Annotated in this window: 21 protein-coding genes; 14 read left to right on the forward strand and 7 right to left on the reverse strand. The window is 51.9% G+C overall.

Translation table 11 applies throughout. From position 1 onward, the window contains the following. The first annotated feature begins 14 nt into the window (after nt 1-14). Together BM114_RS03765 and BM114_RS03770 are read left to right on the forward strand one after the other, a co-directional pair. A complete protein-coding gene (locus BM114_RS03765) occupies nt 15-584 on the forward strand; it encodes an L-threonylcarbamoyladenylate synthase (protein ID WP_092110564.1) in 570 nt (189 codons plus the stop codon). A 7-nt stretch (nt 585-591) separates the two neighbouring features. Beyond that, on the forward strand, nt 592-2,394 hold the full coding sequence (locus BM114_RS03770; protein WP_092110567.1) for a chloride channel protein: 1,803 nt from the start codon (nt 592-594) through the stop codon (nt 2,392-2,394). Between the two features lie 175 nt (nt 2,395-2,569). On the opposite strand, the gene BM114_RS03775 is transcribed toward BM114_RS03770, so the two are convergent. After that, nucleotides 2,570-3,556 carry an ROK family protein gene (locus BM114_RS03775; RefSeq protein ID WP_092110569.1) on the reverse strand — a complete coding sequence of 329 codons (987 nt, stop codon included), beginning with the start codon at nt 3,554-3,556 and terminating at the stop codon, nt 2,570-2,572. A 164-nt stretch (nt 3,557-3,720) separates the two neighbouring features. Between BM114_RS03775 and BM114_RS03780 the strand changes: the two genes are divergently transcribed. Genes BM114_RS03780 through BM114_RS03795 form a run of 4 tightly spaced genes read left to right on the forward strand, consistent with a single transcriptional unit; the run spans nt 3,721 to nt 7,385 of the window. Beyond that, complete coding sequence (locus tag BM114_RS03780) at nt 3,721-4,392, forward strand: LysE family translocator (protein WP_092110571.1); 672 nt, start codon at nt 3,721-3,723, stop codon at nt 4,390-4,392. Continuing rightward, complete coding sequence (locus BM114_RS03785) at nt 4,392-4,940, forward strand: DUF4924 family protein (protein ID WP_092110572.1); 549 nt, start codon at nt 4,392-4,394, stop codon at nt 4,938-4,940. Before BM114_RS03780 ends, BM114_RS03785 begins: the two co-directional genes overlap by 1 nt. Nucleotides 4,941-4,942: 2 nt before the next feature. Beyond that, nucleotides 4,943-5,815, forward strand: a complete 873-nt coding sequence (gene rfbD, locus BM114_RS03790) for a dTDP-4-dehydrorhamnose reductase (RefSeq protein WP_092110574.1) — start codon at nt 4,943-4,945, stop codon at nt 5,813-5,815. A 4-nt stretch (nt 5,816-5,819) separates the two neighbouring features. Further along, on the forward strand, nt 5,820-7,385 hold the full coding sequence (locus tag BM114_RS03795; RefSeq protein WP_092110576.1) for a peptide chain release factor 3: 1,566 nt from the start codon (nt 5,820-5,822) through the stop codon (nt 7,383-7,385). Between the two features lie 161 nt (nt 7,386-7,546). Here BM114_RS03795 and BM114_RS03800 read toward each other — a convergent pair whose 3' ends face one another. Next, entirely contained in the window at nt 7,547-8,152 is a 606-nt protein-coding gene (locus BM114_RS03800; protein WP_092110579.1) for a UpxY family transcription antiterminator, read from the reverse strand. 95 nt (nt 8,153-8,247) lie between these two features. Here BM114_RS03800 and BM114_RS03805 point away from each other — a divergent pair, with 95 nt between their 5' ends. Next, on the forward strand, nt 8,248-9,486 hold the full coding sequence (locus BM114_RS03805) for a hypothetical protein (protein WP_092110580.1): 1,239 nt from the start codon (nt 8,248-8,250) through the stop codon (nt 9,484-9,486). A 262-nt stretch (nt 9,487-9,748) separates the two neighbouring features. Here BM114_RS03805 and BM114_RS03810 read toward each other — a convergent pair whose 3' ends face one another. Further along, a complete protein-coding gene (locus BM114_RS03810) occupies nt 9,749-11,317 on the reverse strand; it encodes an OmpP1/FadL family transporter (protein ID WP_092110581.1) in 1,569 nt (522 codons plus the stop codon). A 37-nt stretch (nt 11,318-11,354) separates the two neighbouring features. Beyond that, nucleotides 11,355-12,344 carry a hypothetical protein gene (locus BM114_RS03815; protein ID WP_092110634.1) on the reverse strand — a complete coding sequence of 330 codons (990 nt, stop codon included), beginning with the start codon at nt 12,342-12,344 and terminating at the stop codon, nt 11,355-11,357. Nucleotides 12,345-12,509: 165 nt separating this feature from the next. Here BM114_RS03815 and prmA point away from each other — a divergent pair, with 165 nt between their 5' ends. Beyond that, complete coding sequence (gene prmA / locus BM114_RS03820; RefSeq protein WP_092110582.1) at nt 12,510-13,388, forward strand: 50S ribosomal protein L11 methyltransferase; 879 nt, start codon at nt 12,510-12,512, stop codon at nt 13,386-13,388. 401 nt (nt 13,389-13,789) lie between these two features. On the opposite strand, the gene BM114_RS03825 is transcribed toward prmA, so the two are convergent. Beyond that, on the reverse strand, nt 13,790-14,671 hold the full coding sequence (locus BM114_RS03825; RefSeq protein WP_092110583.1) for a glycoside hydrolase family 25 protein: 882 nt from the start codon (nt 14,669-14,671) through the stop codon (nt 13,790-13,792). 58 nt (nt 14,672-14,729) lie between these two features. Beyond that, complete coding sequence (locus BM114_RS03830; RefSeq protein ID WP_092110584.1) at nt 14,730-16,376, reverse strand: diphosphate--fructose-6-phosphate 1-phosphotransferase; 1,647 nt, start codon at nt 16,374-16,376, stop codon at nt 14,730-14,732. Nucleotides 16,377-16,576: 200 nt separating this feature from the next. Between BM114_RS03830 and BM114_RS03835 the strand changes: the two genes are divergently transcribed. From BM114_RS03835 to BM114_RS03860, 6 genes are read left to right on the forward strand one after another with little or no spacing between them, the layout of a single operon-like run. Beyond that, nucleotides 16,577-16,849: a hypothetical protein gene (locus tag BM114_RS03835; RefSeq protein WP_092110585.1), complete on the forward strand. Its 273-nt coding sequence runs from the start codon at nt 16,577-16,579 to the stop codon at nt 16,847-16,849. A gap of 7 nt (nt 16,850-16,856) precedes the next feature. Then, nucleotides 16,857-17,414, forward strand: a complete 558-nt coding sequence (locus tag BM114_RS03840; protein ID WP_092110586.1) for a 1-acyl-sn-glycerol-3-phosphate acyltransferase — start codon at nt 16,857-16,859, stop codon at nt 17,412-17,414. Between the two features lie 2 nt (nt 17,415-17,416). After that, nucleotides 17,417-20,329: a golvesin C-terminal-like domain-containing protein gene (locus BM114_RS03845; protein WP_092110587.1), complete on the forward strand. Its 2,913-nt coding sequence runs from the start codon at nt 17,417-17,419 to the stop codon at nt 20,327-20,329. A gap of 16 nt (nt 20,330-20,345) precedes the next feature. After that, the gene (locus BM114_RS03850) at nt 20,346-20,675 is read left to right on the forward strand and encodes a hypothetical protein (protein WP_092110588.1); all 330 of its coding nucleotides are present in this window, start codon (nt 20,346-20,348) and stop codon (nt 20,673-20,675) included. Between the two features lie 12 nt (nt 20,676-20,687). Beyond that, on the forward strand, nt 20,688-22,700 hold the full coding sequence (locus BM114_RS03855) for a YgiQ family radical SAM protein (RefSeq protein WP_092110589.1): 2,013 nt from the start codon (nt 20,688-20,690) through the stop codon (nt 22,698-22,700). Beyond that, a complete protein-coding gene (locus tag BM114_RS03860) occupies nt 22,630-23,433 on the forward strand; it encodes a hypothetical protein (RefSeq protein WP_092110590.1) in 804 nt (267 codons plus the stop codon). Before BM114_RS03855 ends, BM114_RS03860 begins: the two co-directional genes overlap by 71 nt. Here BM114_RS03860 and BM114_RS03865 read toward each other — a convergent pair. Further along, nucleotides 23,426-24,448: an esterase-like activity of phytase family protein gene (locus BM114_RS03865; RefSeq protein WP_092110636.1), complete on the reverse strand. Its 1,023-nt coding sequence runs from the start codon at nt 24,446-24,448 to the stop codon at nt 23,426-23,428. The two genes, BM114_RS03860 and BM114_RS03865, sit on opposite strands and share 8 nt — an antisense overlap. Nucleotides 24,449-24,563: the final 115 nt, after the last annotated feature.

The following is a 24,563-nucleotide window of genomic DNA, read 5'->3' on the forward strand; positions in this document are numbered from 1 at the left end:
AGATTACACGACAAATGACACAAGCAGAAGACATCAAAAACGCCGTCGAGGTATTGAGAAAGGGAGGCGTAATCCTCTATCCCACCGATACCGTGTGGGGAATCGGCTGCGACGCCACCAATGCCGAGGCCGTAGCCAAGGTGTATGAGATAAAGCACCGGGATGATTCCAAGGCTTTAATCTGCCTCGTAGACTCGGACGGAAGGCTGCAAAGGTATGTCCGCAATGTGCCGGAAATTGCCTGGCAGCTACTGGATGTGGCTGACAAACCGATGACGGTGATATTGGACAACGCCATCAACCTTGCCCCGAATCTCATCGCCGAGGATGGTTCCATTGCGCTCCGCATCACCAAAGAGCCCTTTTCCAAGGAGCTGTGCTACAGATTCCAGAAAGCCATCGTAAGCACGAGTGCCAACATCAGCGGAGCGCCGGCAGCCCAGAATTTCAGCGATATATCGCCTGAACTTTTGGAGGCTGTAGACTATGTCTGCACTTCCCGTAGGCAGGAACACAAGCCACACACACCTTCGAGCATCATAAAAGTAGGCCAGGGCGGAGAAATCAAGATCATAAGGAAATAGTTTTCACATGGAAGCAGCGATAGAAAAGAGAGAGACCACGATGGAGAGAATCGTCAATTGGCGGAACCAGCATATCCCCGACCGCCAGATGACGCTCATACTCTCCTTCTTCGTGGGCTTCTTTGCCTCCGTCGCCGCCCTTTTCCTCCATTGGATTATCCGGCAGATCCAGATACTGCTCACTACGGGATTCACCATCACCAGTTACAACTGGCTCTACCTCCTGTTCCCCATCATCGGCATCTGGATTACCTCGATGTTTATTAAATATGTGGTAAAGGACAACATCTCGCATGGTATTACCCGGGTGCTCTATGCCATTTCCACGAAAAACAGCCATCTGAAACGGCACAACTGCTGGTCGTCGGTCATCGCGTCGGCCATCACCATCGGGTTCGGCGGTTCCGTAGGAGCTGAGGCGCCGATTGTGCTTACCGGATCGGCCATCGGCAGCAACCTCGGTCAGCTGTTCCATCTGGAAAAGAAAAACCTGATGTTGCTGGTCGGATGCGGAGCTTCTGCTGCCATCGCCGGTATCTTCAAGGCCCCGATAGCAGGACTGGTCTTCACGCTCGAAGTGCTCATGGTCGACCTGAGCATGGCCTCGCTGCTGCCCATCCTGATATCCTGCGTTACGGCAACCTGCTTCTCCTACATCTTCGTGGGCGACACCGCGCTCTTCAATTTCCACCTTGACAACGCATGGACACTCGAGCGCCTGCCCGCCTACACCCTCTTCGGACTGTTCTGCGGGCTGGTAAGCCTCTACTTCATGCGCACCATGACTGCCTGTGAGAATGTGTTTGCGAAGATGAAGAAACACACTTATGCAAGGCTCATCTTCGGCGGCCTCATCCTGAGTTCCCTCATTTTCCTCTTCCCGTCGCTGTACGGCGAGGGCTACGGAGCCATCGAAGTGCTGCTGAACGGCAACAGCGAGGCCGACTGGATGCACATCATGAACAACTCTCTCTTCTATGGCCACGGCAACTTGCTCGTGCTCTACATCGGCCTGGTATTGCTCACCAAGGTGTTCGCCACGAGTGCCACCAACGGGAGCGGCGGCTGCGGTGGAACCTTCGCACCCTCACTGTTCATCGGAGCCTTCGGCGGCTTCTTCTTTTCCCGCATCTGGAACATGTATCAAGTGGGAGTCTACCTCCCCGAGAAAAACCTCACCCTCATGGGCATGGCCGGCCTCATAGCCGGAGTGATGCATGCGCCGCTTACGGGCATCTTCCTGATTGCGGAAATCACGGGCGGCTACCAGCTCTTCATGCCGCTGATTATCGTGTGCGTGGTTTCCGTCCTCACGATCAACATCTTCGAGCCTCACAGCATCTATGCCATGCGGCTGGCCCGGGAGGGAAAGCTGCTCACCCATCATATCGACAAGTCGATTCTCATATTGATGAACCTCGACAGCGTCATCGAGAAAGACTTTACTTCCGTAAACCCCGACCTCCCCTTGTCGAAACTGGTAAGGGTCATCAGCGAGAACGACTCTGAATTCCTCCCCGTCATCGACAAGGCGGGCACCCTGCTGGGTGAGATAGACATTACCAAGATCCGCCACATCGTCTTCCGCACCGAGCTTTACAACCGCATGACGGTAGGACAGCTGATGACAAAGGCACCTGCCACCCTCGGAATGAACGACCCCATGGAGGATGTAATGCGGAAATTCGACACCACGAATGCCAATTATCTGCCCGTCGCGGATGTCAACAACATTCTCGTAGGCTACATCTCCCGCACCCGCATGTATTCCATGTATCGCAAGCTCGTGGCCGACTTCTCGGCCGAATGATATAAACGAGAAGATTACACACCGTTTGTAAGGATGTTACACATAGCGTGTAATCACATTACACACGGCGTGTAACATCTCTCTTTGCCGCCTTTCACTTGTGGAGCCACGGCACAAAAGAAGGCCCGACGCTGCAAGCATCAGGCCTTCAGGAATTATTTTATCTCCCCGAATATCAATCCGGATTAATATCCCAGCCCACGGCACTTGCACCGAGCACCGCTGCCGACGAGCCGTCCAGCACGCTGATCAGGAACTTCGGCTTATCGCGGAAGATGGTCAGAGAGTGCTCCTTATAGCTCTTTACGAGCGGCTCCATCAGCAGGTCGCCGGCCTTCGTCAGTCCGCCGAAGAAGATAAATGCCTCGGGAGACGAGAATGCCGCGAAGTCGGCACAGGCCTCGCCCAGCATCTTACCGGTAAACTCATATACTTCCTTTGCCAAGGCATCGCCCTTGCCGGCAGCAATCGACACCTCGAGAGAGGTAATGTCTTCCGGCTTATATTCACGCAGCAGAGACGCGTCATCGCGCGTAGCAAGGAATTCCCTTGCCGTACGGGCAACTCCCGTTGCCGAGCAATAGGCCTCCAGGCAGCCGCAGCGCCCACAGCCACACGGGCGCCCGTTGTCGCGACGCATGATGACATGGCCCAGCTCGCCGGCAAAGCCGTCGCATCCATAGACCACCTGCCCGTTGATGACTATGCCCGAACCCACTCCGGTGCCAAGAGTCAGCATGATGAAGTTCTTCATTCCGCGGGCCACGCCATAGGTCATCTCGCCGATGGCGGCCGCATTGGCGTCATTGGTCAGGGCAACCGGAATGCCCAGGGCCTTCGAGAAGAGGTCGGCCAAAGGAACAATACCCGTATGGCCCCACTTCAGATTGGGAGCAAACTCTATGGTTCCCGTATAGTAATTGCCGTTAGGGGCACCGATGCCCATCGCCTTGATCTTGTCAAGGCCCCCCACCTGGTCTACGATTACATGAATGGCCTCTACTGAGGCTGCCACATAATCCTCCACTTTCTCATAGGCCTGAGTCTTAATAGCCGTAGTGGCCTTGATGTCGCCACGGCTGTCTACAATACCGAATACTGAGTTCGTACCCCCCAGATCCAAACCGATAACATACGGTTTCAATTCATTGTTACCTTCCATTTCTAATATTTTGTTTGTTTTTTAGTTATTCATTTCCTCATACGCAAAGGTAAAGAAAAAGCCAGACTAAACAAAGAATATTTAAGATTATTTTATCCGAGGGAGTGGTTTTTTCGTTCTCCGCCTTTCTTTTTTCAATAATAATTTGTAATTTTGCACCCGATATGCCGTTCCCGTTTCAAATAGACATCTTGGATCTCATATTCAAAGGGATCTTGATAGGTATCATTGCCTCTGCTCCGATGGGACCCGTAGGGGTGCTTTGCATACAGCGCACCTTGAACAAAGGCCGCTGGTACGGGTTCGTTACGGGAGTGGGAGCGGCTGTCAGCGACATCATCTACGCGCTGTTCACTGGTCTCGGGATGAGCTTCATGATGAACCTCATCAACGACCCGACCAACCTTTTCTGGCTCAAGATCATTGGAAGCGTCGTGCTGCTGGTATTCGGCATCTACTGCTACCGCAGCAATCCCACCCGCAAGATACATGCAAGCAGCAATAACAAAGGTACACTCTGGCACAACGGAATCACCGCATTCCTGATTACTTTCTCCAATCCGCTGATCATATTCCTATTCATAGCAACTTTCGCCCAGTTCACTTTTGTCATTCCCCACAAGCCAATAGAGATGACCCTGGGCTATTTGAGCATCGTAGGCGGTGCCCTGCTGTGGTGGTTCGGGTTGACTTGGCTCGTAGACAAGATAAGAGGAAAATTCGATAACAACGGTATACTCATTATTAATAAGGTGATTGGCTGTGTCGTGATATTAGTCTCCCTAATCATACTCGTCGGCACGGTATTCAACCTTTACTCATTAACATCCTACTAATGTTCATCGCTCAGGAACTACGCAAGAAAAGCATTGCCGAATACCTGCTCTATATGTGGCAGGTGGAAGATATCATCCGCGCCTACGGATGCTCGCTGGTCGTACTCAACCGGGAGTATATCAGCCGGTTCGACTATGATGAAGAGCAGAAGGAGGAGCTGCGCGACTGGTACGGTAACCTCATCCGCATGATGAACGAGGAAGGCAAGCGTGAATACGGGCACCTGCAGATCAACGAGGTGCTCCTGAAGGATGTCATCGACCTGCACCGCCTGCTCCTGCAGTCAAGCAAGTTTCCTTTCTACAACGCAGCCTACTATAAGGTGCTGCCTTTCATCGTCGAGCTGCGCAACAAGGGAGACAAGGAGGTCAACGAGATAGAGACCTGCCTCGACGCCCTTTACGGTGTGATGCTGCTGCGGCTGCAGAAGAAGGAGATAACGGCTGATACGGAGCATGCCATCAACGAGATTTCCACCTTCATCGGCTTGCTCTCCGACTATTATATAAAGGACAGGAACGAAGGTTTAAAATTCGAGGACGACTGAATATGAACATTTTGGTTACAGGTGCCAACGGGCAGCTCGGGAACGAGATGCAGCTGGCCAGCAAGAATTCAAGAGACAACTATATCTTCACGGATGTCTGCGACGGGTATCGAAAACTTGACATCACCGACCTTGAGGCCGTCCGCAAGGAGGTCAGGGACAACGACATCAAGTGCATCATCAACTGCGCGGCATGGACAAATGTAGACAAGGCCGAGACCGCCGGCGACATTGTGGAGACACTGAACGCCAAGGCACCGGAGAATCTGGCCAAGGCTATGAAGGAAGCGGGCGGCTTGCTGGTACACATCTCCACGGACTATGTCTTCGGGGCAGACGCCTATAACACGCCTTGCAACGAAAATCAGCAGGGTAATCCCACCGGCGTGTACGGCCTGACGAAGCTTCACGGAGAGCAGAAAATCATCGCCACGGGTGCTGACTACCTCATTTTCCGCACGGCTTGGCTGTATAGTGAGTTCGGGCATAACTTCCTGAAGACCATGCTGAACCTCACTTCCACGAAACCCCAGCTGAAAGTGGTCTTCGACCAGACGGGCACCCCCACCTATGCAGGCGACCTCGCCGAAGCCATCCTATACATTGTCGAGAACCGAAAGTTCGTCGGAAACAGCGGCATCTACCATTATTCCAACGAAGGAGTGTGCAGCTGGTATGACTTCACGAAGCAGATTGCCGAGATTGCGGGCCATACCGACTGCGACATCCAGCCCTGCCACAGCAGCGAATACCCCTCGCCCGTGAAGCGTCCGGCCTACAGCGTGCTCGACAAGACCAAGGTAAAGGAAACCTTCGGCATCAAGATTCCCTACTGGACAGACTCCCTGAAGAAGTGCATATCCAACATGAAATAACCTCATGAACGAAATAGAAAGAAGAAGAACCTTCGCCATCATCTCTCACCCGGATGCCGGCAAGACCACCCTCACCGAGAAATTCCTGCTCTTCGGAGGACAAATCCAAGTGGCGGGAGCCGTAAAGAGCAATAAGATTCGCAAGACGGCGACCTCCGACTGGATGGATATAGAGAAACAGCGCGGTATCTCCGTATCGACCTCCGTCATGGAGTTCGACTACCGAGACTATAAGGTGAACATACTCGACACCCCTGGCCACCAGGACTTTGCCGAGGACACCTACCGCACATTGACGGCCGTAGACTCGGCCATCATCGTGGTCGACTCCGCCAAGGGCGTCGAAACGCAGACCCGGAAGCTGATGGAGGTGTGCCGAATGAGGAACACGCCCGTTATTATATTCGTCAACAAGATGGATCGCGAGGGCCGAGACCCGTTCGACCTGCTGGATGAACTGGAGCAGGAACTCAGCATCCATGTCCGCCCCCTGTCGTGGCCCATCGGCCAAGGCTTGAGGTTCAAGGGCGTATATAACATCTACGAGCAGCAGCTGAACTTGTTTACCCCGAACAAGCAGCGCGTTACGGAGAAGGTGGCCGTGGATGTACAGTCGAAGGAACTCGACCGGCATGTGGGCGAAAGGGAAGCCCGACAACTGCGGGAAGACCTTGAACTGGTGGACGGAGTCTATCCCGAGTTTGATGTCGACACCTATCGGACGGCCGAGGTAGCCCCCGTTTTCTTCGGCAGCGCCCTCAACAACTTCGGCGTGCAGGAGCTGCTCGACTGCTTCGTGGAGATTGCCCCCAGCCCGAGACCCACCAAGGCCGAGGAGCGCATGGTGAATCCGACGGAGGAAAAGTTCACCGGCTTTATCTTCAAGATTACCGCCAACATCGACCCGAACCATCGTTCTTGCATCGCGTTCTGCAAGGTTTGCTCCGGAAAATTCCAGCGCAACCAGCCTTATCAGCACATCCGGCTGGGCAAAACGGTGAGGTTCAGCAGTCCTACGCAGTTCATGGCGCAACGCAAATCGACGATAGACGAGGCCTACCCAGGCGACATCGTGGGACTTCCCGACAACGGAATCTTCAAGATTGGAGACACGCTTACCGAGGGTGAAGCTCTCCATTTCCGCGGGCTCCCCAGCTTCTCGCCCGAACTCTTCAAGTATATTGAGAACGACGACCCCATGAAGTCAAAGCAGTTCAGCAAGGGTCTGGAACAGTTGATGAATGAAGGCGTGGCCCAGCTGTTCGTCAACCAGTTTAACAACCGCCGCATCGTGGGCACCGTGGGGCAGTTGCAGTTTGAGGTGATACAGTACAGACTGGAGAACGAATACAACGCCAAGTGCCGCTGGGAGCCGGTGCACCTCTACAAGGCGTGCTGGATTGAGAGCGACGACGCGGCCGAATACGACAACTTCAAGAAGCGCAAATATCAGTATATGGCCAAGGATCTGGAAGGCCGCGATGTGTTCCTTGCCGACAGCGGCTATGTGCTGAGCATGGCGCAGCAGGACTTCAAGCACATCAAATTCCACTTCACGAGCGAGTTCTGATAATCACTCAACATACAGGAAGCGGCTTTCTGCGCAACAAAATCGCCGAAATCGTCGCACAAAATCGCCGAGATTGTTAGTCAATCTCGGCGATTTTGTCAAACTGGAAGCCACCTTCCAGAAAACAGGAAACAAAAGCTGGGCAGTCAAGAACCCATCAGCTACTTTAGCTCAAGCGGCTTGCAACACCAGCGCGACACCTTGATCATGACGGCCATGCCCGGCACTTCCTTCAGCAGATAATACTTTTTGCTCGAACGCACGAGCTTTCCGGAAAGCCCTTTCAGCGGGCCGTGCTCCACGGACACCGGCGTTCCGGCCTTCAGACGGGCCTCGTCGCCGGAAAGATACTTGCGCATCTCGAGCTCGGGATTGCACATTATCTGGAACTCCAGCATCTGCCGGTGGGGAATCTCGTAGTATTCCGGATTGTCCTTTGCCTTGCGCAGGATGCTCAACTTGTAGGGAACATCTGCCAGAATCCTGCGGGTTTCCGGCTCGGAATAGTCCTTTCGGATGAAAATCAGATTTCTGACCACGGGCATCAGGGCATGCTTCACGAGTTTTTCCGACCTCATGACATCCCGATATTCCATCGGAACGAAACAGGAGAGGCCCTTTGCCGTCAACAGATCGACGATTTCATGCTGCCGCGTCGTGAAGAGACGGGCGGCATACCAGTTCTTGCCGTCTTCCTCTACCCTGCCTCCCCAATTAGGAATGGGCAACACCTCTTCTTGCGAAACATTCTGAGAAAACTCGTCCATCTTCACTTGTTTTAGATACAAAGGTAACTTTTTTCTTCGAGAATCGATGTAGTTTGCAAAATAATTTATAACTTTGAAAAAACAAAACAAGTATCATGAAACGACTGAAAAGACTCCTATACCTCTTCTTCCTGTTGACGCCGAGCCTCTCATCAGAGGCCGGAGACGAGTTCGTGAGAATCACTTCCGAGAGCCAGCTCACGGACAGTGCAGTCTATCTGATCACCTGCAAGGACGAAACAGGATACCGGAATCTGAAATGGCAACGCTATCCGAACAGCCGGATAGACAGCATCCTCATGTTTGAGAGCACCGCCGCCTATGCCTCGCTGCCGGAACTGAAGGACCACACCCTGCTCTTCCGAATAATCCGCAAGGACGGGCACTGGCTCTTGCAGAACACGGAGAACGAGCGATTCGTAGGCGAAGTCGACGCCACGGTTATCCAGCAACAGCAATACATGAATCTCTTCCTGCACAGCAAGACTGCCGACAGCAAGTTTCTTCTCGGCTTCTCTAAGAACCAGAAAGGCATCCAGATTCTGATAGGCAACAAGAGCCTGAGATACAATACGGACGCCGAAAGCTTCCGGCTGATGGCCAAGAGCAATACCTCCATGGCCTACGCGGAACTCTACAGCGTATCGGGAAGCAAGCCGGCAGAGACCTTGACCCTAAGCCAGAACAGGGATTTAGGCGACCAGGACTTTGTCGGAACCGTGAAACTCGAGCGCACTTTCGAGAATGGATACTACAACACGCTCTTCCTGCCATTCGATATTGACTATCCACAGGATGTATTCGGCTCCGGCACCTCCTGCTATAAGCCCTCCGCATCCACGGACAGCACGGTTACTTTCACGAAGATGAGTGTAAACGAAAGCCTGAAAGCCAATACTCCTTATTTAATATACGGTACCTTCTCGGGAGCTCCCTACACTTTCTACAACATCGATTTCCTGCATCAGGAGGCTGACTCCGTGGTCGACACAGCCCTCGGGCCCATCACCATCCACGGCGTCTACAAGCTCCAGAGGGTAGGTGGAAGCAGAGCCTTCATACTTTATCAGAAAGGATTCTATGTCTGCACAAGCCTCAAATCGATGACCATAGAGCCCTATAAATGGTATCTGACCTGCCGCCAAGACAACGGGGGCAAGCTGACCCTGTTGCAAATTGACGGAGAGACCCTGGGTATCCGGAACCTGCATGGAGCCTTGCCTCAAGGCAGGTCGGCGATCTATACCCTGCAGGGCATCAAGATTGGAGACGACCGGAGCCGCCTTCCGCAAGGAGTCTACATTCAGGACGGGAAGAAAACGGTCAGACATTGAGCTGATACAACAAGCTAAAATGGGACTTGTCTCACGACAAATCCCACTGATTTTACTAAAACTAAATTAACCACTAAAAAAAACTAATCTTATCTCAAGTTATAGCATGTTGCTAACGCAACAATGCAAATATACAATAAAGATATCAAGAAACAAACTATTTTGAAACTTTTTTATCTATAAATAAACGAAATTATAAGAAAATCTGGCTGATTCCTATAGAAGAACCAGCCAGACAAGATATATTTAAAGAAGTGTTACTTCAGAACCTGTAGCCAAGAGTCAGCAACAATTGGTTGCGCTTGAAGCTTACATGTGATACTTCTGCCACATTGCTTTCGCTGGCATTTTGTGCATAATAGCTCATGAACGGGAAGAATTCTCCATCCGTCTGGCTATACTGATAGGCAAGGTCGACGCTGAATTTCTTAATCTGATAGCCCACGCCCAGCGTAAAGCGGTTGGTAGACTTCCAGTTCGTATAATCAGTAGAGGTCGCATAGGCTGTACCCGGCGATGCGATTGAACCGTCGCGGAAACCATCCTCATTGAATACCGCAGACACGAAGTTGTAGCCCAGACGGAACGACAGCGACTGGATGGGCTTGTATTCCATACCGAGTTTCAGGGTATGCACGCCCTTAAGGGTTGCCTCCGTGTGGTCGTTCATGTCGCCGTCGCTGCTGCTTTCCTCATAATATGTACCATACCAAGCATCATAATAGCCGCCGTCGTTGATACGATTATCGATGGTGCCGTAATCTGAATATTCATAGGTTGCACCAAAGGCAAGGCTGCTTCCGACCGTATGCCCGAGGCTCAAACCAAACTTCCAAGGGGTGTAAACCTTATAGTCGTAAGTAGCGGAATTGCCCTGATCGAAAGAATTTTGTGCGTCAGTCATCGTAATATCGTTGTAGCCCGTCATCTTCAGGTCATAGAATACCGGAGTATTTACATACAAGCCGATGCGAAACGGAGACTCTTCCACCGGACGGAAGATGACGCCGGCCTTGACATCAAAGCCCGTACCGGTAATCTTCAGATCTTCCCAAGACTCAGCCGAGACAGGCTGCACCGTGGCCCCTGGAACCTGTGCAAGATTCTCCGTGTAGTAGCTGTTGCTGCGATAGTGCACATCATGCTGGCCAAAGGTAAGTCCCAGATACCAGCGGTCCTTGATGTTGCCGCTGACCGTGAAGTCATATTCTCCGATATATCCTTTCTGATATTGCCCGAAAGCATAAGCCGTGGCATCATAATAATTCATGAAAGTAGTGCCATCCTGATTCTTACCAGCCAGTATCTTTTCGTAGCTGGCATCCACGCCGTTCCACATTCCTTCGTTAGCCATCGGATACTTCATCGACGAGAGCTTGTTCTGAGATGCATTCTTCAACGCTCCCGTGGCCGTGAGAATCTGATCGAAGTTGCGGCTCTTGTGGTAATTGAACCCGAGGTTCAGGAACGATTTGCCACTCGTACGATTAACCCAGACAAGGCCGATCTGGTCAAAACTGGCATTGGTCTTATCTCCGTTTATCTTCGCATTGATGCCATTTCCCGATATATTGGTATCTTCTCCGGTCTGGGCAACAAGCCCTCCGGACAGACTAATCTGACTGGAGCGGAAGAGGCCGATGCCGCCCGGGTTGGTGCTCGTGGTCGAGATGTCTGCCCCCAGGGCTTCCATGGCTCCGCCCATACCCACATATCGAGCCGTTCCATTCAAGTCGTTACCGATAAGTTTGGCATCCTGATAAGTTTCTTGGGCAGCCATTGGCATTACTGAGAACGCCAATGCTGCAATCAATAAATATTTAGTTTTCATATTTCTTATAAGTTTCTATAGTACACAATGCTGTTTGTTATCTGCGACCGCCACCGAAATGGCCGCCACCGCCACCGCCTCCACGGCTGCCTCCACCGAAGCTTCCGCTGGAGAAACCGCCTCCGAAGCTGCCCGTTGAACGACTTCCGCTATAGGACGGAGAGGTGCTCGGACTTGACGGAGTATAGGAGCGGGTACCGCCGAAAGAGCGGTTGGAAGGGCTGCTCGCACTTCGGGAAGCAGTACCCACCCGTCCGCCGAACGAACGGTTTCTGCTGCTGCGACCCGTATAGGTATTGGTTCTTCCGGCATAGGCTCCGCTCGAGCTGCCGCCAAAGTTTCTTCCCGGACCATTCCAGGTACGCGCCCCGGTATATCCTCCTGCTCCCGTGTAGTGATGGGCAATGTAGCCGCCGCCCCAATAGCCGGGATAGCCCCAGCCGTAATATCCGCCATAGTAAGGGTAGCCCCAGCCGTAGTAACCATAGTAAGGATGCCCCCAACCATAATAACCATAGCCATAATACCAAGGATCATACCAAGGATCGTACCAGCCGGCATAGCCATAATACCAGGGATCATACCAGCCATAGCGCCAATAAGGGCCGAAGCCCCAGCGATAACTGTAGAGCCACGGGTCGTAGAACCCGTCCCAGCGGTTCATGTAGCGGGAATAGGCATAGTCGTCGCCGTCGACAATCGTGTCATAATACTTCCCGACGAAGGTGGTATCGACATAGACGGAGTCTGGATAGACACCCTGACCTTTCTTAAACTCAATAATATCGTTGCCCTTTTCATCGGTTCCAATCTTCTGATAATGGCTCCAATACTTACCCCGGCGATTATATTCGTCGACATCACGGTTGCTGCCTGCATAGTAAGTAGGCTTTTCCGTAACCTTATCTTGAGCGGAGCTGACTGTCTCGGCCGTCTTCTTCGGTGTGAAGTAAAGGTCATCGTCCTGAGCCATCAGTGATAATGGCATCGCTCCAACGAGGACTGAGAGAAGAATCATCTTTTTCATTTGCACTACTCCTTTTTATTATATCTATTTATTTACGATACAAAAATAATACCAAAACCTATACAAATATACGGAAAAACCCTAAACCGTGATAGGTTTTTCCCTATTTTTTGTATATTTGCAGTGGATTTTTAACTTTAGGTCGAACAAGAAAGATTAAGCGTCATGAAATATATAGTTGCTGATTTTGATATTCGCTGCGATGCCAGCCTGCTGCAGACTTGCAAGGACCTGCTCGCCGGCGCAGCCGCCAACGCCGGTTTCGAATCGTTCGAGGAGACCGAAGACAACCATCTGAAAGGCTATGCGCAGAAAGACCTTTTCTATCGCCACGCATTAGACGAGGCCATCAAGGACTTCCCCATCAAGCAGGTGGAAATCAGCTATGCGCTGGAAGATGTGGAAGACAAAGACTGGAACGCCTCATGGGAGGAGGGCGGATTCGACCCCATCAACATACAGGACAAGATACTCATCTTTGACGCCAAGCAGCCTTTGGGAAACTTTCACATCCGCAAATCGACGATTCCCATCGCCATCGATGCCAAGCTGGCCTTCGGAACCGGCACTCACCAGACCACCCAAATGATAGTCTCGACGCTTCTGGAGCTTGACCTGGAGGGCAAGCGGGTGCTCGACTGCGGGTGCGGAACCGGCATCCTCTCCCTCGCAGCCTCAAAGCTTGGAGCCAGGGAATGTATTGCCTACGACATCGACGAATGGAGCGTGGAGAACACCCGGCACAATGCCGAAATCAACCAGGTTACCAACCTGACGGTATTCCATGGCGACGGGCGTGTCATCTCGCACATCAACGGAGTCTTCGACATCGTGATGGCAAACATCAACCGCAACATTCTGCTGGCCGACATGGACAAGTTCAAGGAGGTGATGCGCTCCTCGGCCACCCTCATCCTCAGCGGATTCTATGAAGAAGACATCCCGCTCCTTACTGAGAAAGCCGCCTCGTTAGGACTCGAGGAAACAGGCCGAAAGACCGACGACAACTGGGCGTGCCTGCTCTTGCAAAACAGAAAACTCTAATCGATTTTCCCCTTTCCGGATATTCACAAAAGCGAATATTTATTCATATTGCCCATGAGGCTCTTCCGGTCGGCTCCTTTCACTCCGGGAAGCCCGACTCGCGAAAATCGAATGTGGCGCGTTTAAAAGGCGCGTTTAATATTCATTAACATTTAAGGTTGCCCTCAAAATCCCCAAATCTGGCAGTTTATCGGACTGTTTGCCGCATTTAGGCCGGCTTTTAGCGGCTAAAAGGAAGGTAAAAGGCCGTCTCCGACAAGGCTTTTAACGGCAAAAAGGCATGTAAAAGGCGGCTATCTACCCCATCAGGAGCCTCTTTCTGAATAATTATACAGTTTCACTCAGAAAACTGGATATAATTTCCACGCTGAAAACAGAAGGGTTTGCAAGGTTGGGGAAGCCTATTGCACCTCTTCCTCCGACCCGATAGTCAGCCTCTTCAGGTCATAGAAAGAACCATTATAGATATTGAAGTCCACATATCCTTTTATGCCCGGCAGACGCCCGGCATCGGTGTGCTGCCAGAACTTCCATGCCCCCTTGTAGGCCACTTTCGGCACATAATAGTGGGCAATCCAGTAAGGATAGTCGTCGAATACCGGAGCCGAGAGATATTTCTGCTTGAAAGTGTAATAGGTATAGAGGATTGGCTTCACATGATACCTGTCCTCCACGATGTGCAGCCACGCAAGCACATCGCGCTGGAAGTCCTCGATGTCCACATTCTTAGGCGCATGCTCTATGTCGAGCACCGGCGGCAGGTCGCCCTCTTCCAGATGCACCTGCTTCAGGAAATAGTAAGCCTGCTCGCGGGCAGTGGACTTGTTGCTCCAGAAATGATACGCCCCGCGCACGAATCCGTACTCCCGCGCCTGATAGAAATTGTCATTGAAGTTCTCGTCTATGCGCGAACTGCCCTCCGTGCTCTTGATAAAGATGAAGCGGAGAGGACATCCGTCAATCTGCGCGCCCTTCAATTCGTCCCAGTCTATGGTGCCTTGATAATGCGAGATGTCGATTCCGTGAATCTCATATCCTTCCGGATAATTGGCATCGCCATAAAGAGCCCGCCAGCGGAATCCCGTCGGCCCGACGAAAAAATAATAGAAAGCCCAGATATAGAGGATGACTATAGCCACGGCCCCTACCACATAAGCCCAGCGGGGATATCGGGTGAAGAACCTGGGAAGATGAGAATGGGCATGGCTATTCGCCCGACGACGCCTCTTGGTCGATGAAGAATCTTTCTTTCCTGTATTCGTCTTGCGAGTAGCCACGCTCATAAATATTTATAGGTAGAGGCATGCCCGCCGCGAAGGAGGGCTATGCCTGTAGCCATGATTACTTCTTGCCCTGCTCCAATGCGAGCGTACGGGTGGTGCGGTCTGACACGGAAGCAGGCCCCCAATACTGGATAGGACCCGGATATACATAGCAGGTCTCCTTGGCCCACTGCGCACGCTTCTGGGCAAACTTCTTGAAAGGTGCACCGTCGAGGTCTACCAGCGCCTTGCGGATAACCGGCTTCATCTCCCCGTTGCGACGCTCCATGTTCATCATCATAGTGATGGGCACGCCTCCTGCACGCCACTCGTCCGTAGGCTCGCTGAGGTTCTTCACGATGGCCATATAGCCAGTCTTGCCATTGGCAATCAGCTGGACGGCGCTCACGCCGAGGGCGTAGCAATAGTCGGCATCGAAGTTCGACGGAGCCGCGCAACGGCCCTCATAGCCGAAGAAATGATGCAATGCCGCAAAGGAACCTACGAATCGGCCTTCCTTCTTCCACTGGGCGAGCTTATCTGCCACCATGTCGGAAATCAGCTTCTCGGTCTCTATGAGCGATACCTGCACATTTCCGTGAGGGTCGCGGTCGAGGGAGAGCTGGCGGGCCACATCTGCCGGCAGCGTCCCGAATGTCTCCGCATTCTCCTTGGAGAGGTGCGCAACGATGTATTTCTTCTGCTCCTCGGCCTCAAGATTCTTGTAGTCGTCGCCATGGGCGGCCAGAAGGTCGTTCAATTCGTCGATGAGACGCCCGATGGAAGGAATGAACTCGATAAGCCCCTCGGGTATGAGGACTACGCCGAAGTTGTTGCCGTCGGCGGCACGCTGGGCAACGGCCGTGGCAATCTGCTCCACAATCTGATTCAAAGTAAGGTCGTTCTTCTCAATTTCCTCCGAAATCAGGCAGATGTTGGGCTGCGTCTGGAGCGCGCACTCCAGGGCGATGTGCGAAGCGGAGCGTCCCATCAGCTTGATGAAGTGCCAGTATTTGCGGGCAGAGTTAGCATCACGCTCTATATTGCCGATAACCTCGGAATAGGTCTTGGTAGCCGTATCGAAACCGAAAGAAGCCTCAATCTGGTCGTTCTTCAGGTCGCCGTCGATGGTCTTGGGCGCTCCGATTACCTGCACGCCATAGTTCTTGGCGGCATAATACTCGGCCAGCACGCAGGCATTCGTATTCGAGTCGTCGCCTCCGATGATGACAATAGCCTTGATATCAAGCTTGCGGATAATCTCCAGGCCTTTCTCAAACTGGTCTTCTTTCTCCAGCTTGGTACGCCCGGAGCCAATCATGTCGAACCCGCCCGTATTCCGATATTCGTCAATAATCTCTGATGTGAGCTCCATGTAGTCGTGGTCTACCAAGCCGCCGGGCCCCATGAGGAAACCATAGAGCTTGTTTTCCGGATTCAGTTTCTTGACAGCGTCAAAGATTCCACTGATTACATTGTGGCCGCCAGGAGCCTGACCGCCCGAAAGGATGATGCCGACATTCAACTTCTGTGAGTGTTCTTCCTCGCCCGGAACAAACTCAACGAGAGGCATTCCATAAGTGTTAGGGAATAATTTCTTGATCTCCTCCTGGTCGCCTACACTCTGAGTAGGAGTGCCTTCCTGTACTTTTACAGCACCCTGAAGACCCTTTGGCAGTTTTGGCTGATACGCAGCTCTCTCTCTCTGCAAAAGACTTTTTTTCATTTTTACCTTAATTTATTTTGTTATATATAACCTATCTTCTACTACTAAACCTTAATAAATCACCGCAAAGATACTCATTTTCCATGATATGGGGAAAGATTTGCAGGAGAAAACAAAGTCTTCGAACATTTTTTTCGATGTTAGCATTGTTTTTCCCGATTTTTTCCTAACTTTGGAAAAAATTACTATTTAACATTGTCATGAGTAATAAAAGAGATTTAAAACGGACCATCAACTACATCTGCAGTGATTTGTTTGCGGAATGCATAGCGGCTTCCCTCTATTCCGGGGAGCCCGATCAGGAGAATGTGAAAGCCTTGCTTGCCTCAATCCTCAACATCCACACGAATTACATCTGCCGCATTTCCCATCCTGAACCAGGAGTGGAAAAGAAACTTTATTTTAAGAATCTCATCAAGAACTTCAACAAAGATGTCAGCGAAGTGATTGATCAAATCAATGCAATGCAATAATCTTGATATGCTAAAAAAGCTCTGTAGCTGGATACTATACACCAAAATGGGATGGCACAAGGAAGTAACAGTGCCCCTCCCCGATAAATTTATAATCAGTCTTGCCCCCCACACCAGCAACTGGGACTTCCTCATCGGACAGCTATACACCCGCTCTGAAGGCGTCAGAATCAACTTCCTGATGAAGCGGGAATGGTTTTTCTGGCCGTTAGGAGCCCTGTTCAAATCCATGGGAGGCATCCCCGTATGGCGGGACAAGCACACAAGCATGACCGACAATCTTGCCAACGAGGCCATTAAGAGCGACGCCTTCCGACTGTGTATCACGCCGGAAGGAACGCGGTCGCCGAATGCCGACTGGAAGAAAGGCTTCTATTACATTGCCTTGAAGGCAAAGATTCCCATACTCCTATATGGAATCGACTATGAGAAAAAATGCATCCAATGTACGCAAAGCCTTATTCCTACAGGAGATTTCGACAAAGAAATGAAAGAAATAAAGCTTTATTACAAAGACTTCAAGGGAAAGAATCCCGAGAACTTCATCATAGGAGATATCAAATAAGAATGCGCATAAAGATTGTTTTTTCAATTATAAACCTGCTATTATTCAGCTCTCTTGCAGCTTTCTCGCAAACTAACACATTAGACGAGAAAACGGAAAGAAAGCTGAATAACTATTTTCTTAACTATCGTTTCAAAGACTATGCCCAGTCGCATCAGGCTCGCATGAGCAAATATGATATTGACAACAGGGCCAGAATCATAACGATTTATACCAATGAATACTTTGCCAACCAGAACTTTGACGACAAACTCGTAAAGAAAATATACAAGAAAATCAGGAAGGAGCTTCCTTCCCAGTTCAAAGACTATCGCATCAAGGTGGTTACTAACGGGATGACCATAGAGCAACTCATTGCGAGGCAATCACCAATTTCCGGTGCAGTTCGTCAGGTCTGGGGAAAAATTGAATACAAGGGAACACCTTGGGTGCAAAACATAGACAAGCCCCACCAGGTTACCCAAGGACTTCAAAACCGCCATATGACAGTCTATCCGTCTCACGGCCGCTACTACGACCAAGACAAAGGCATATGGAAATGGCAACGCCCTAACCTTTTCGGCACAACGGAAGACCTGTTCACCCAGACCATCGTAGTACCGTTCCTCATCCCGATGCTGGAAAACGCCGGGGCCATTGTCTACACCCCCCGGGAGAGAGACTGGCAAACTAACGAGATCATAGTGGACAACGATGGCACTCCTGCCGGTTCTTCCTATCAGGAATATACATATTCCGGCTCGTGGAAAACCACCCAGTACAAAGGCTTTCGCTTCCATTATGGGGCCTATCTGGACAATGAGAATCCCTTTGAGGCCGGTTCTGCCCGGCAAATCAAGACCACCAAGAAATATGCGAAGACAAGTTTTATATCCTATAAACCCAGCTTCCCGGAAGAAGGGAGATATGCCGTCTATGTAAGTTACCAGACCCTTCCCAAGAGTGTGGACGACGCAGAGTACATCGTATACCACAAAGGAGGGGAGACACACTTCAGGGTTAACCAGCAAATGGGCGGCGGAACCTGGGTCTATTTGGGAACTTTTGAGTTTGACAAAGGCATCAGCGACCTCAACCGCGTTATCCTCACCAACCATTCCTCGGGGAAAGGCGTGGTAACGGCGGATGCCGTCCGTTTCGGCGGAGGCATGGGGAACATACAACGCGGGAGCTACATCAGCGGATACCCAAGAGCCCTGGAGGGTGCAAGATATTTCGCCCAATGGTCGGGAGCGCCCTATTCCGTCTATGGGAGCAAGGGTGGCTTGAACGATTATGGCGACGACATCAATGCCCGCCCGTACATGACCAACTGGCTGGCAGGCGGCAGCGTGTATGTTCCCGCTGCCGAAGGACTGGGCGTGCCCCTGGATTTATCCCTGGCATTGCATAGCGATGCGGGATTCGCTCCTAACGGCAAGGATCTCGTGGGAACGCTCTCCATCTGCACGACAGACTTCAACGACGGCAAGCTAAACGCCGGAATCTCCCGACAGGCATCGAAGACGCTGGCAAAAACATTGCTGGACAACCTTACGAACGACATAGAATATAAGTTCGGGAAATGGTCTAAGAGGTATCTATGGGATAGGAATTACTCCGAGACAAGGAATCCCGAGGTGCCTTCTGCCATCTTGGAAATGCTCTCACACCAGAACTTTCCTGACATGATAAAGGCTCAGGATCCTAACTTCAAGTTCACGGTGGCGAGGTCAATCTATAAGTCTATCCTCAAGTTTGAGGCCCTCCAGCACGGTACCGGCTATGTCGTGGAGCCCTTGCAGCCCACTAACTTCTCCATAGAGTTCGTCAAGGGCACACCCAATAAGGTCAGACTGACCTGGGATTTCCAATCTGATGCGCAAGAAGGGAGCGCCCGTCCGACTTCCTACAATGTCTATACGGCAATTGGGGAAGAAGGCTTCAACAACGGAATCAACACCTCGTCTACTGCTTGCGAATTTGAACTGGCTCCCGACAGGCAATATAACTTCAAGGTTACGGCCGTCAACGCCGGGGGTGAAAGCTTCCCTACGGAAGTCCTCTCGGCAGTATATCATCCCGGAGCAACCCAGACCGTGCTGGTCGTCAACGGCTTCCACCGGCTTTCAGCACCTGCGGTGATAGACAACGACACCCTGCAGGGATTTGATTTAGACCGTGACCCCGGGGTTTCCTACGGGCTTACAGCCGGATGGAACGGCCGCCAGACCGACTTCAACAGGAGCAAGATGGGCATTGAAGGACCGGGAGGATTGGGCTACGGAGGCGACGAACTGGCCGGAAAATTCATTGCCGGGAACGACTTCAACTATGTGGTTTCGCATGCGGAGGCCATCGCCAGCGGAAGGAAATACAATGTTGTGAGCTGCTCCAGCAAGGCTGTGGAAAGCGGCAAGGTCAGCCTTCAGCAATATCCTTGCGTAGACCTGATACTGGGACTGGAGAGATTCTCCCCCGCGGCACTTGTAAGCTACAAGACCTTTCCGACGCAGATGCAGAGCGCGTTGCGTACCTATACGGCCGCCGGAGGCAACTTGCTCGTGAGCGGTTCCTATATAGGCTCCGATATGCTGACCGCCGGCGAGCAGACATTCCTTGGCAATGTGCTGAATGTGAAATATACGCCCAGCGACAGCCTGACCGCAGAGCCTCTCATAAAAGGGCTGGGGACAAGCTTCGATATCTATCGGGACTTCAACAAATACCATTATTCCACCCCTCATCCGGAAGTCTTAAATCCCGTCGGCTCGGCCTACTGCGCCATGCAATATGCCGATGGAAACTCTGCGGCTGTGGCCTGTGAGGGGAGCAAGAGCCGCACTTTCGTGATGGGATTTCCCTTTGAATGCATCAAGTCGGAGAGCCAGAGGAAGCTTATCATGCAAGGAATCATGAACTTTTTAATGAAATAACATAAAACTGACGACTATGTATAAAATTCAAGCCAACCAATCAGGCACCAGGAGTATAGAGGTTTCAGAGCGCCATCTCGCTACCCTCGACAAATACGCCCTCCTCAAGAATCTCGTCGACAGCAATGGTTTTATCGACGAGATGGTACTCGACAAGCTGAAATTCAATGTGCGCTCCATGCTCGAATCAGAAGCCGGGAAAGACAAGGAACTGCTCGATTTGTGCCTCGATGTAATCTACAACAGCAACATGAAGGCGTTCGGACTTCACCAGCTGGTATTGCTCTACATCGACTGGAAACAGAAACAGGACGCGGAAACACCTGAAAAAGAAACCGAAGAGTAAGGAAATCAAGACTTGAAAGAATACAGACTTACAGATTTTCTGCCGACAACCAAGAAGGAATGTGAACTCAGGGGATGGGACCAGCTTGATGTAATCCTGTTCTCCGGGGATGCCTATATCGACCATCCGGCATTCGGAACGGCCGTCATAGGCCGCACTCTCGAGGCCAACGGATATAAAGTGGCCATCGTGCCGCAGCCCGACTGGCACGGCGATTACCGCGACTTCAAGAAATTAGGCCGCCCCAGGCTCTTCTTCGGAATAGCCCCCGGAGCCATGGACTCCATGGTAAACCACTACACCGCGAACCGAAGACTCCGCCATGACGATGCCTACAGCCCTGACGGAAGGCACGACATGCGCCCCGACTATCCGACCATTGTCTACACGCGGATATTGAAAAAGCTGTTTCCCGATGTCCCAGTAGTCCTAGGAGGGATAGAGGCCTCGCTCAGGCGGCTCACGCATTACGACTATTGGCAAGACCAGCTGAAGCGGTGCATCTTGTGCGATTCCGGCGGCGACATCATCATCTATGGCATGGGCGAGAAGCCCATACTCCAGCTCTGCAGGGAACTGGAGGACGGGAAAGGCATCAGCGAGATCCGGGATATCCCCCAAACGACTTATCTAAGCAAGGAAAACGAAATTCCCGGAGGCATCTCCGGGGATGACATCGTCCTGCACAGCCACGAAGAATGCCTGCGAAACAAGAAGGCGGAGGCCGAGAATTTCCGCCACATCGAGGAGGAATCCAACAAGATGCACGCGCAAAGGCTCCTGCAGGCCGTGGACGATGTCTATGCCGTTGTCAATCCCCCTTATCCCCCGATGACGACGGAAGAGCTCGACGCGTCGTTCGATCTGCCCTACACGCGCCTCCCCCACCCCAAATACAAGGGAAAGACCATCCCGGCCTATGAGATGATCAAGTTCTCCGTAAACATCCACCGGGGATGCTTCGGAGGGTGTGCCTTCTGCACCATATCAGCCCATCAGGGCAAGTTCATCACCTGCCGCTCCGAGGAGAGCATCCTGCGAGAGGTGAGGCAGGTGGTCGAGATGCCCGATTTCAAGGGATATATCTCCGACCTCGGCGGGCCTTCGGCCAACATGTATGGCATGGCGGGCAAGAACAAGAAGGCCTGCGAGCACTGCAAACGACCCTCGTGCATCAATCCGGAGATATGCCCCAACCTCAATGTCGACCACAGCAAACTGCTGGACATCTATCATGCCGTAGACGCATTGCCGCAGGTGAAGAAAAGCTTTATCGGCAGCGGCGTCAGATACGACCTGCTGCTCCACAAGAGCAAGGATGAGAAAAACAACGAGGCTGCCCGCCAATACACCCGCGAACTGATATGCAAGCATGTCAGCGGACGGCTCAAAGTGGCTCCGGAACACACCTCGGACAAAGTGCTCAAGCTCATGCGGAAGCCATCGTTCAGCCAGTTCTATGAGTTCAAGCGCATCTTCGACAAAATCAATCAGGAAGAAGGACTGCGACAACAAATCATACCCTATTTCATCAGCAGCCATCCCGGCTGCCGGGAAGAGGACATGGCCGAGCTGGCTGTCATCACGAAGAACCTTGACTTCCACCTCGAACAGGTGCAGGACTTCACCCCCACGCCGATGACGGTGAGCACCGAGGCCTGGTATACCGGCTACGACCCCTACACCCTGGAACCGGTATTCAGCGCCAAGACACCAAGGGAAAAGCTGGCTCAGCGCCAGTTCTTCTTCTGGTATAAGTCGGAGGAAAGGAGGAAGATAGAACAAGAATTGAAGAGAATCGGCCGCCCGGACCTGATAAGCAAGCTCTATGACGGACGAGGCGGAGCGCGGGTAAGATATGATTCCAAGGCCATCGGGAGCACCCCGGAGCCCTATCCCGGGAAAAAGAAATCGGAGAAAAGGAGGGCCAAGAGCTATAATCCAAACTTCAATCATGCAAATTATAGAACAGCTAATCATAGGCAAGCACAGCCAGGAGACATGCGAAGACGGAATCGTAAGTAGCCAAGACTTCATCGCGGTGATAGACGGGAGCACCAGCAAGAGCCCCGTTCAGATTCACCGGGACATGCGCAACGGGCGTTACGCCATGCTCTTGGTAGCCGACTTCATCCGGAAAATGGATGCCGCAAGCAGCTGCGAAGAATTCTGCAGAGGCGTTTCGGAACTGCTCCTGAATATCTACAGGGAGAGAAAAATCGACTTGAAGAGGCTTGAAAAATGTCCGACAGAAAGGCTGACGGCAAGTGCCGTTGTCTATAGTCCCCGCCGAAAGGAAATCTGGATGATAGGCGACTGCCAATGTCTGATTAACGAAAGGCTCTACACCAACGGCAAACCGGCGGAGGAATTGCTGGCAGACAAACGCGCAGATTATATCAAGAAAGCCTTGAGCAAAGGATATAAAATCACTGACTTCCAAACTGTTGACAAAGGAAGGGAATATATATTGCCCGAGCTGAAGGCCTCGTGCGATGAACAAAACATTACCTATGCCGTCATCGACGGCTTCGAGATACCCATGGACAGGATAAAGACACTCCGGGCAGAAGGCGAGATTGTACTGGCCAGCGACGGCTATCCCCTACTCGCAGCCACGCTGGAAGAAAGCGAAAAACTATTACAAGGGCAATTAAGCGACGACCCTCTGTGCATCCATTCGTTCAAGGCCACAAAAGGTCTCATGGCGGGTAATGTTTCTTTTGACGACCGTGCCTATGTCAGGTTTCTTACTTGAACACAATCGTCTTAAACCAGTCTTTCAGCACTCCGCCGTATTGATTCTGCGAGTCTGACACCAGAAGCAATACCCGGGAGCCGTCCCGCAAGACCGGGCCCAGGCACATTCCCTCATAATTCGCAATCTCATAGCTGAAAAGTCCTAAGCTCGTCTTCCACTCATAGACAAGGTTCTTGTCCATAAAGGTCGTTTTCCCGTCGATGGGTTTATCCCGGTCAACCTCCTCAGAAGGCCATGCCTGAAAGAGTTTGCAGTTCACGAAGGCACCGAGCTTTGACGAAGGAGTGTAGAATTCGCGCTCCAAGACCAACAACGAACCGTCCTCCAGAGCTGCCAGTTCCGGCACGCCCATGGCATAGAGTTCGGCCGGAGCCGAGGCTGTAGGAGCATCCATTCTGTAGGCATACTGTCGGAGAGGCTGCAGGGCTTCGTCGAACGACTGGAGCCTTACCACATTTGCAACGCCGTTTGTCGGAGACGCCACCTCTCCGTCGCCTTGGAGTGTAGACTCGTTACAGGTCCAGACCCGATGGGTGGTCGGCGAATAGGTCAGGGCCTCAAAGCCCTGGTTGGTTCTTACCTTGCCGAAAACCTCCGGAATGACAGCCTCGCGAATCGTCCGGTGCCCGTCCAGGTCGTATTCAAGAATCTTGCCGTCAGTCTCGCCGCTGATCAGAATCGTCTTCGTCGACGGCAGGTAGACGATGCCCTCGCCGTCCCTGTTGGCAGCCCCGGCACTCCAGAATCCCCTGTTCTCTACATTCAGAATCTCACCGGAAACGCTGTCTATGTCTATCGCAAAGACATAGAAGCCGTCTTGCGGCGACTTGTCGCTGACCACGGCATACTCGTTTCCGCCCAGATGGGTGATTCCGCTATAGTTTCCGGGAGGTATCTGCGCCTGAAAAGTCTTCTGTTCGTGAGCACGAACTACGACCACGGAGTCTCTGCGGGCATACAGAGGGATTGCCAGAAGAAGGAGGCAAAGTGTAGAATAAACGATTCGTTTCATTTTCATTGGTTTTTACTTGATTTGCAAAATGCGGCAAACTGATTGACAATCTCGGCGACTTTGTCCGACAAAATCGGCGATTTTGTGCGACGATTTCGGCGATTTTGTCAAGAAG

It is taken from the genome of Prevotella sp. KH2C16 (assembly GCF_900113305.1).
Classification (GTDB): domain Bacteria; phylum Bacteroidota; class Bacteroidia; order Bacteroidales; family Bacteroidaceae; genus Prevotella.

What these genes read in the sequence shown, in the direction of transcription:
- BM114_RS03765 (WP_092110564.1), top strand. Translation starts at nt 15, where the DNA reads ATGACACAAGCAGAAGACATCAAAAACGCCGTCGAGGTATTGAGAAAG.
- BM114_RS03770 (WP_092110567.1), top strand. Translation starts at nt 592, where the DNA reads ATGGAAGCAGCGATAGAAAAGAGAGAGACCACGATGGAGAGAATCGTC.
- BM114_RS03775 (WP_092110569.1), bottom strand. Translation starts at nt 3,556, where the DNA reads ATGGAAGGTAACAATGAATTGAAACCGTATGTTATCGGTTTGGATCTG.
- BM114_RS03780 (WP_092110571.1), top strand. Translation starts at nt 3,721, where the DNA reads ATGCCGTTCCCGTTTCAAATAGACATCTTGGATCTCATATTCAAAGGG.
- BM114_RS03785 (WP_092110572.1), top strand. Translation starts at nt 4,392, where the DNA reads ATGTTCATCGCTCAGGAACTACGCAAGAAAAGCATTGCCGAATACCTG.
- rfbD (WP_092110574.1), top strand. Translation starts at nt 4,943, where the DNA reads ATGAACATTTTGGTTACAGGTGCCAACGGGCAGCTCGGGAACGAGATG.
- BM114_RS03795 (WP_092110576.1), top strand. Translation starts at nt 5,820, where the DNA reads ATGAACGAAATAGAAAGAAGAAGAACCTTCGCCATCATCTCTCACCCG.
- BM114_RS03800 (WP_092110579.1), bottom strand. Translation starts at nt 8,152, where the DNA reads ATGGACGAGTTTTCTCAGAATGTTTCGCAAGAAGAGGTGTTGCCCATT.
- BM114_RS03805 (WP_092110580.1), top strand. Translation starts at nt 8,248, where the DNA reads ATGAAACGACTGAAAAGACTCCTATACCTCTTCTTCCTGTTGACGCCG.
- BM114_RS03810 (WP_092110581.1), bottom strand. Translation starts at nt 11,317, where the DNA reads ATGAAAACTAAATATTTATTGATTGCAGCATTGGCGTTCTCAGTAATG.
- BM114_RS03815 (WP_092110634.1), bottom strand. Translation starts at nt 12,344, where the DNA reads ATGAAAAAGATGATTCTTCTCTCAGTCCTCGTTGGAGCGATGCCATTA.
- prmA (WP_092110582.1), top strand. Translation starts at nt 12,510, where the DNA reads ATGAAATATATAGTTGCTGATTTTGATATTCGCTGCGATGCCAGCCTG.
- BM114_RS03825 (WP_092110583.1), bottom strand. Translation starts at nt 14,671, where the DNA reads ATGAGCGTGGCTACTCGCAAGACGAATACAGGAAAGAAAGATTCTTCA.
- BM114_RS03830 (WP_092110584.1), bottom strand. Translation starts at nt 16,376, where the DNA reads ATGAAAAAAAGTCTTTTGCAGAGAGAGAGAGCTGCGTATCAGCCAAAA.
- BM114_RS03835 (WP_092110585.1), top strand. Translation starts at nt 16,577, where the DNA reads ATGAGTAATAAAAGAGATTTAAAACGGACCATCAACTACATCTGCAGT.
- BM114_RS03840 (WP_092110586.1), top strand. Translation starts at nt 16,857, where the DNA reads ATGCTAAAAAAGCTCTGTAGCTGGATACTATACACCAAAATGGGATGG.
- BM114_RS03845 (WP_092110587.1), top strand. Translation starts at nt 17,417, where the DNA reads ATGCGCATAAAGATTGTTTTTTCAATTATAAACCTGCTATTATTCAGC.
- BM114_RS03850 (WP_092110588.1), top strand. Translation starts at nt 20,346, where the DNA reads ATGTATAAAATTCAAGCCAACCAATCAGGCACCAGGAGTATAGAGGTT.
- BM114_RS03860 (WP_092110590.1), top strand. Translation starts at nt 22,630, where the DNA reads ATGCAAATTATAGAACAGCTAATCATAGGCAAGCACAGCCAGGAGACA.
- BM114_RS03865 (WP_092110636.1), bottom strand. Translation starts at nt 24,448, where the DNA reads ATGAAACGAATCGTTTATTCTACACTTTGCCTCCTTCTTCTGGCAATC.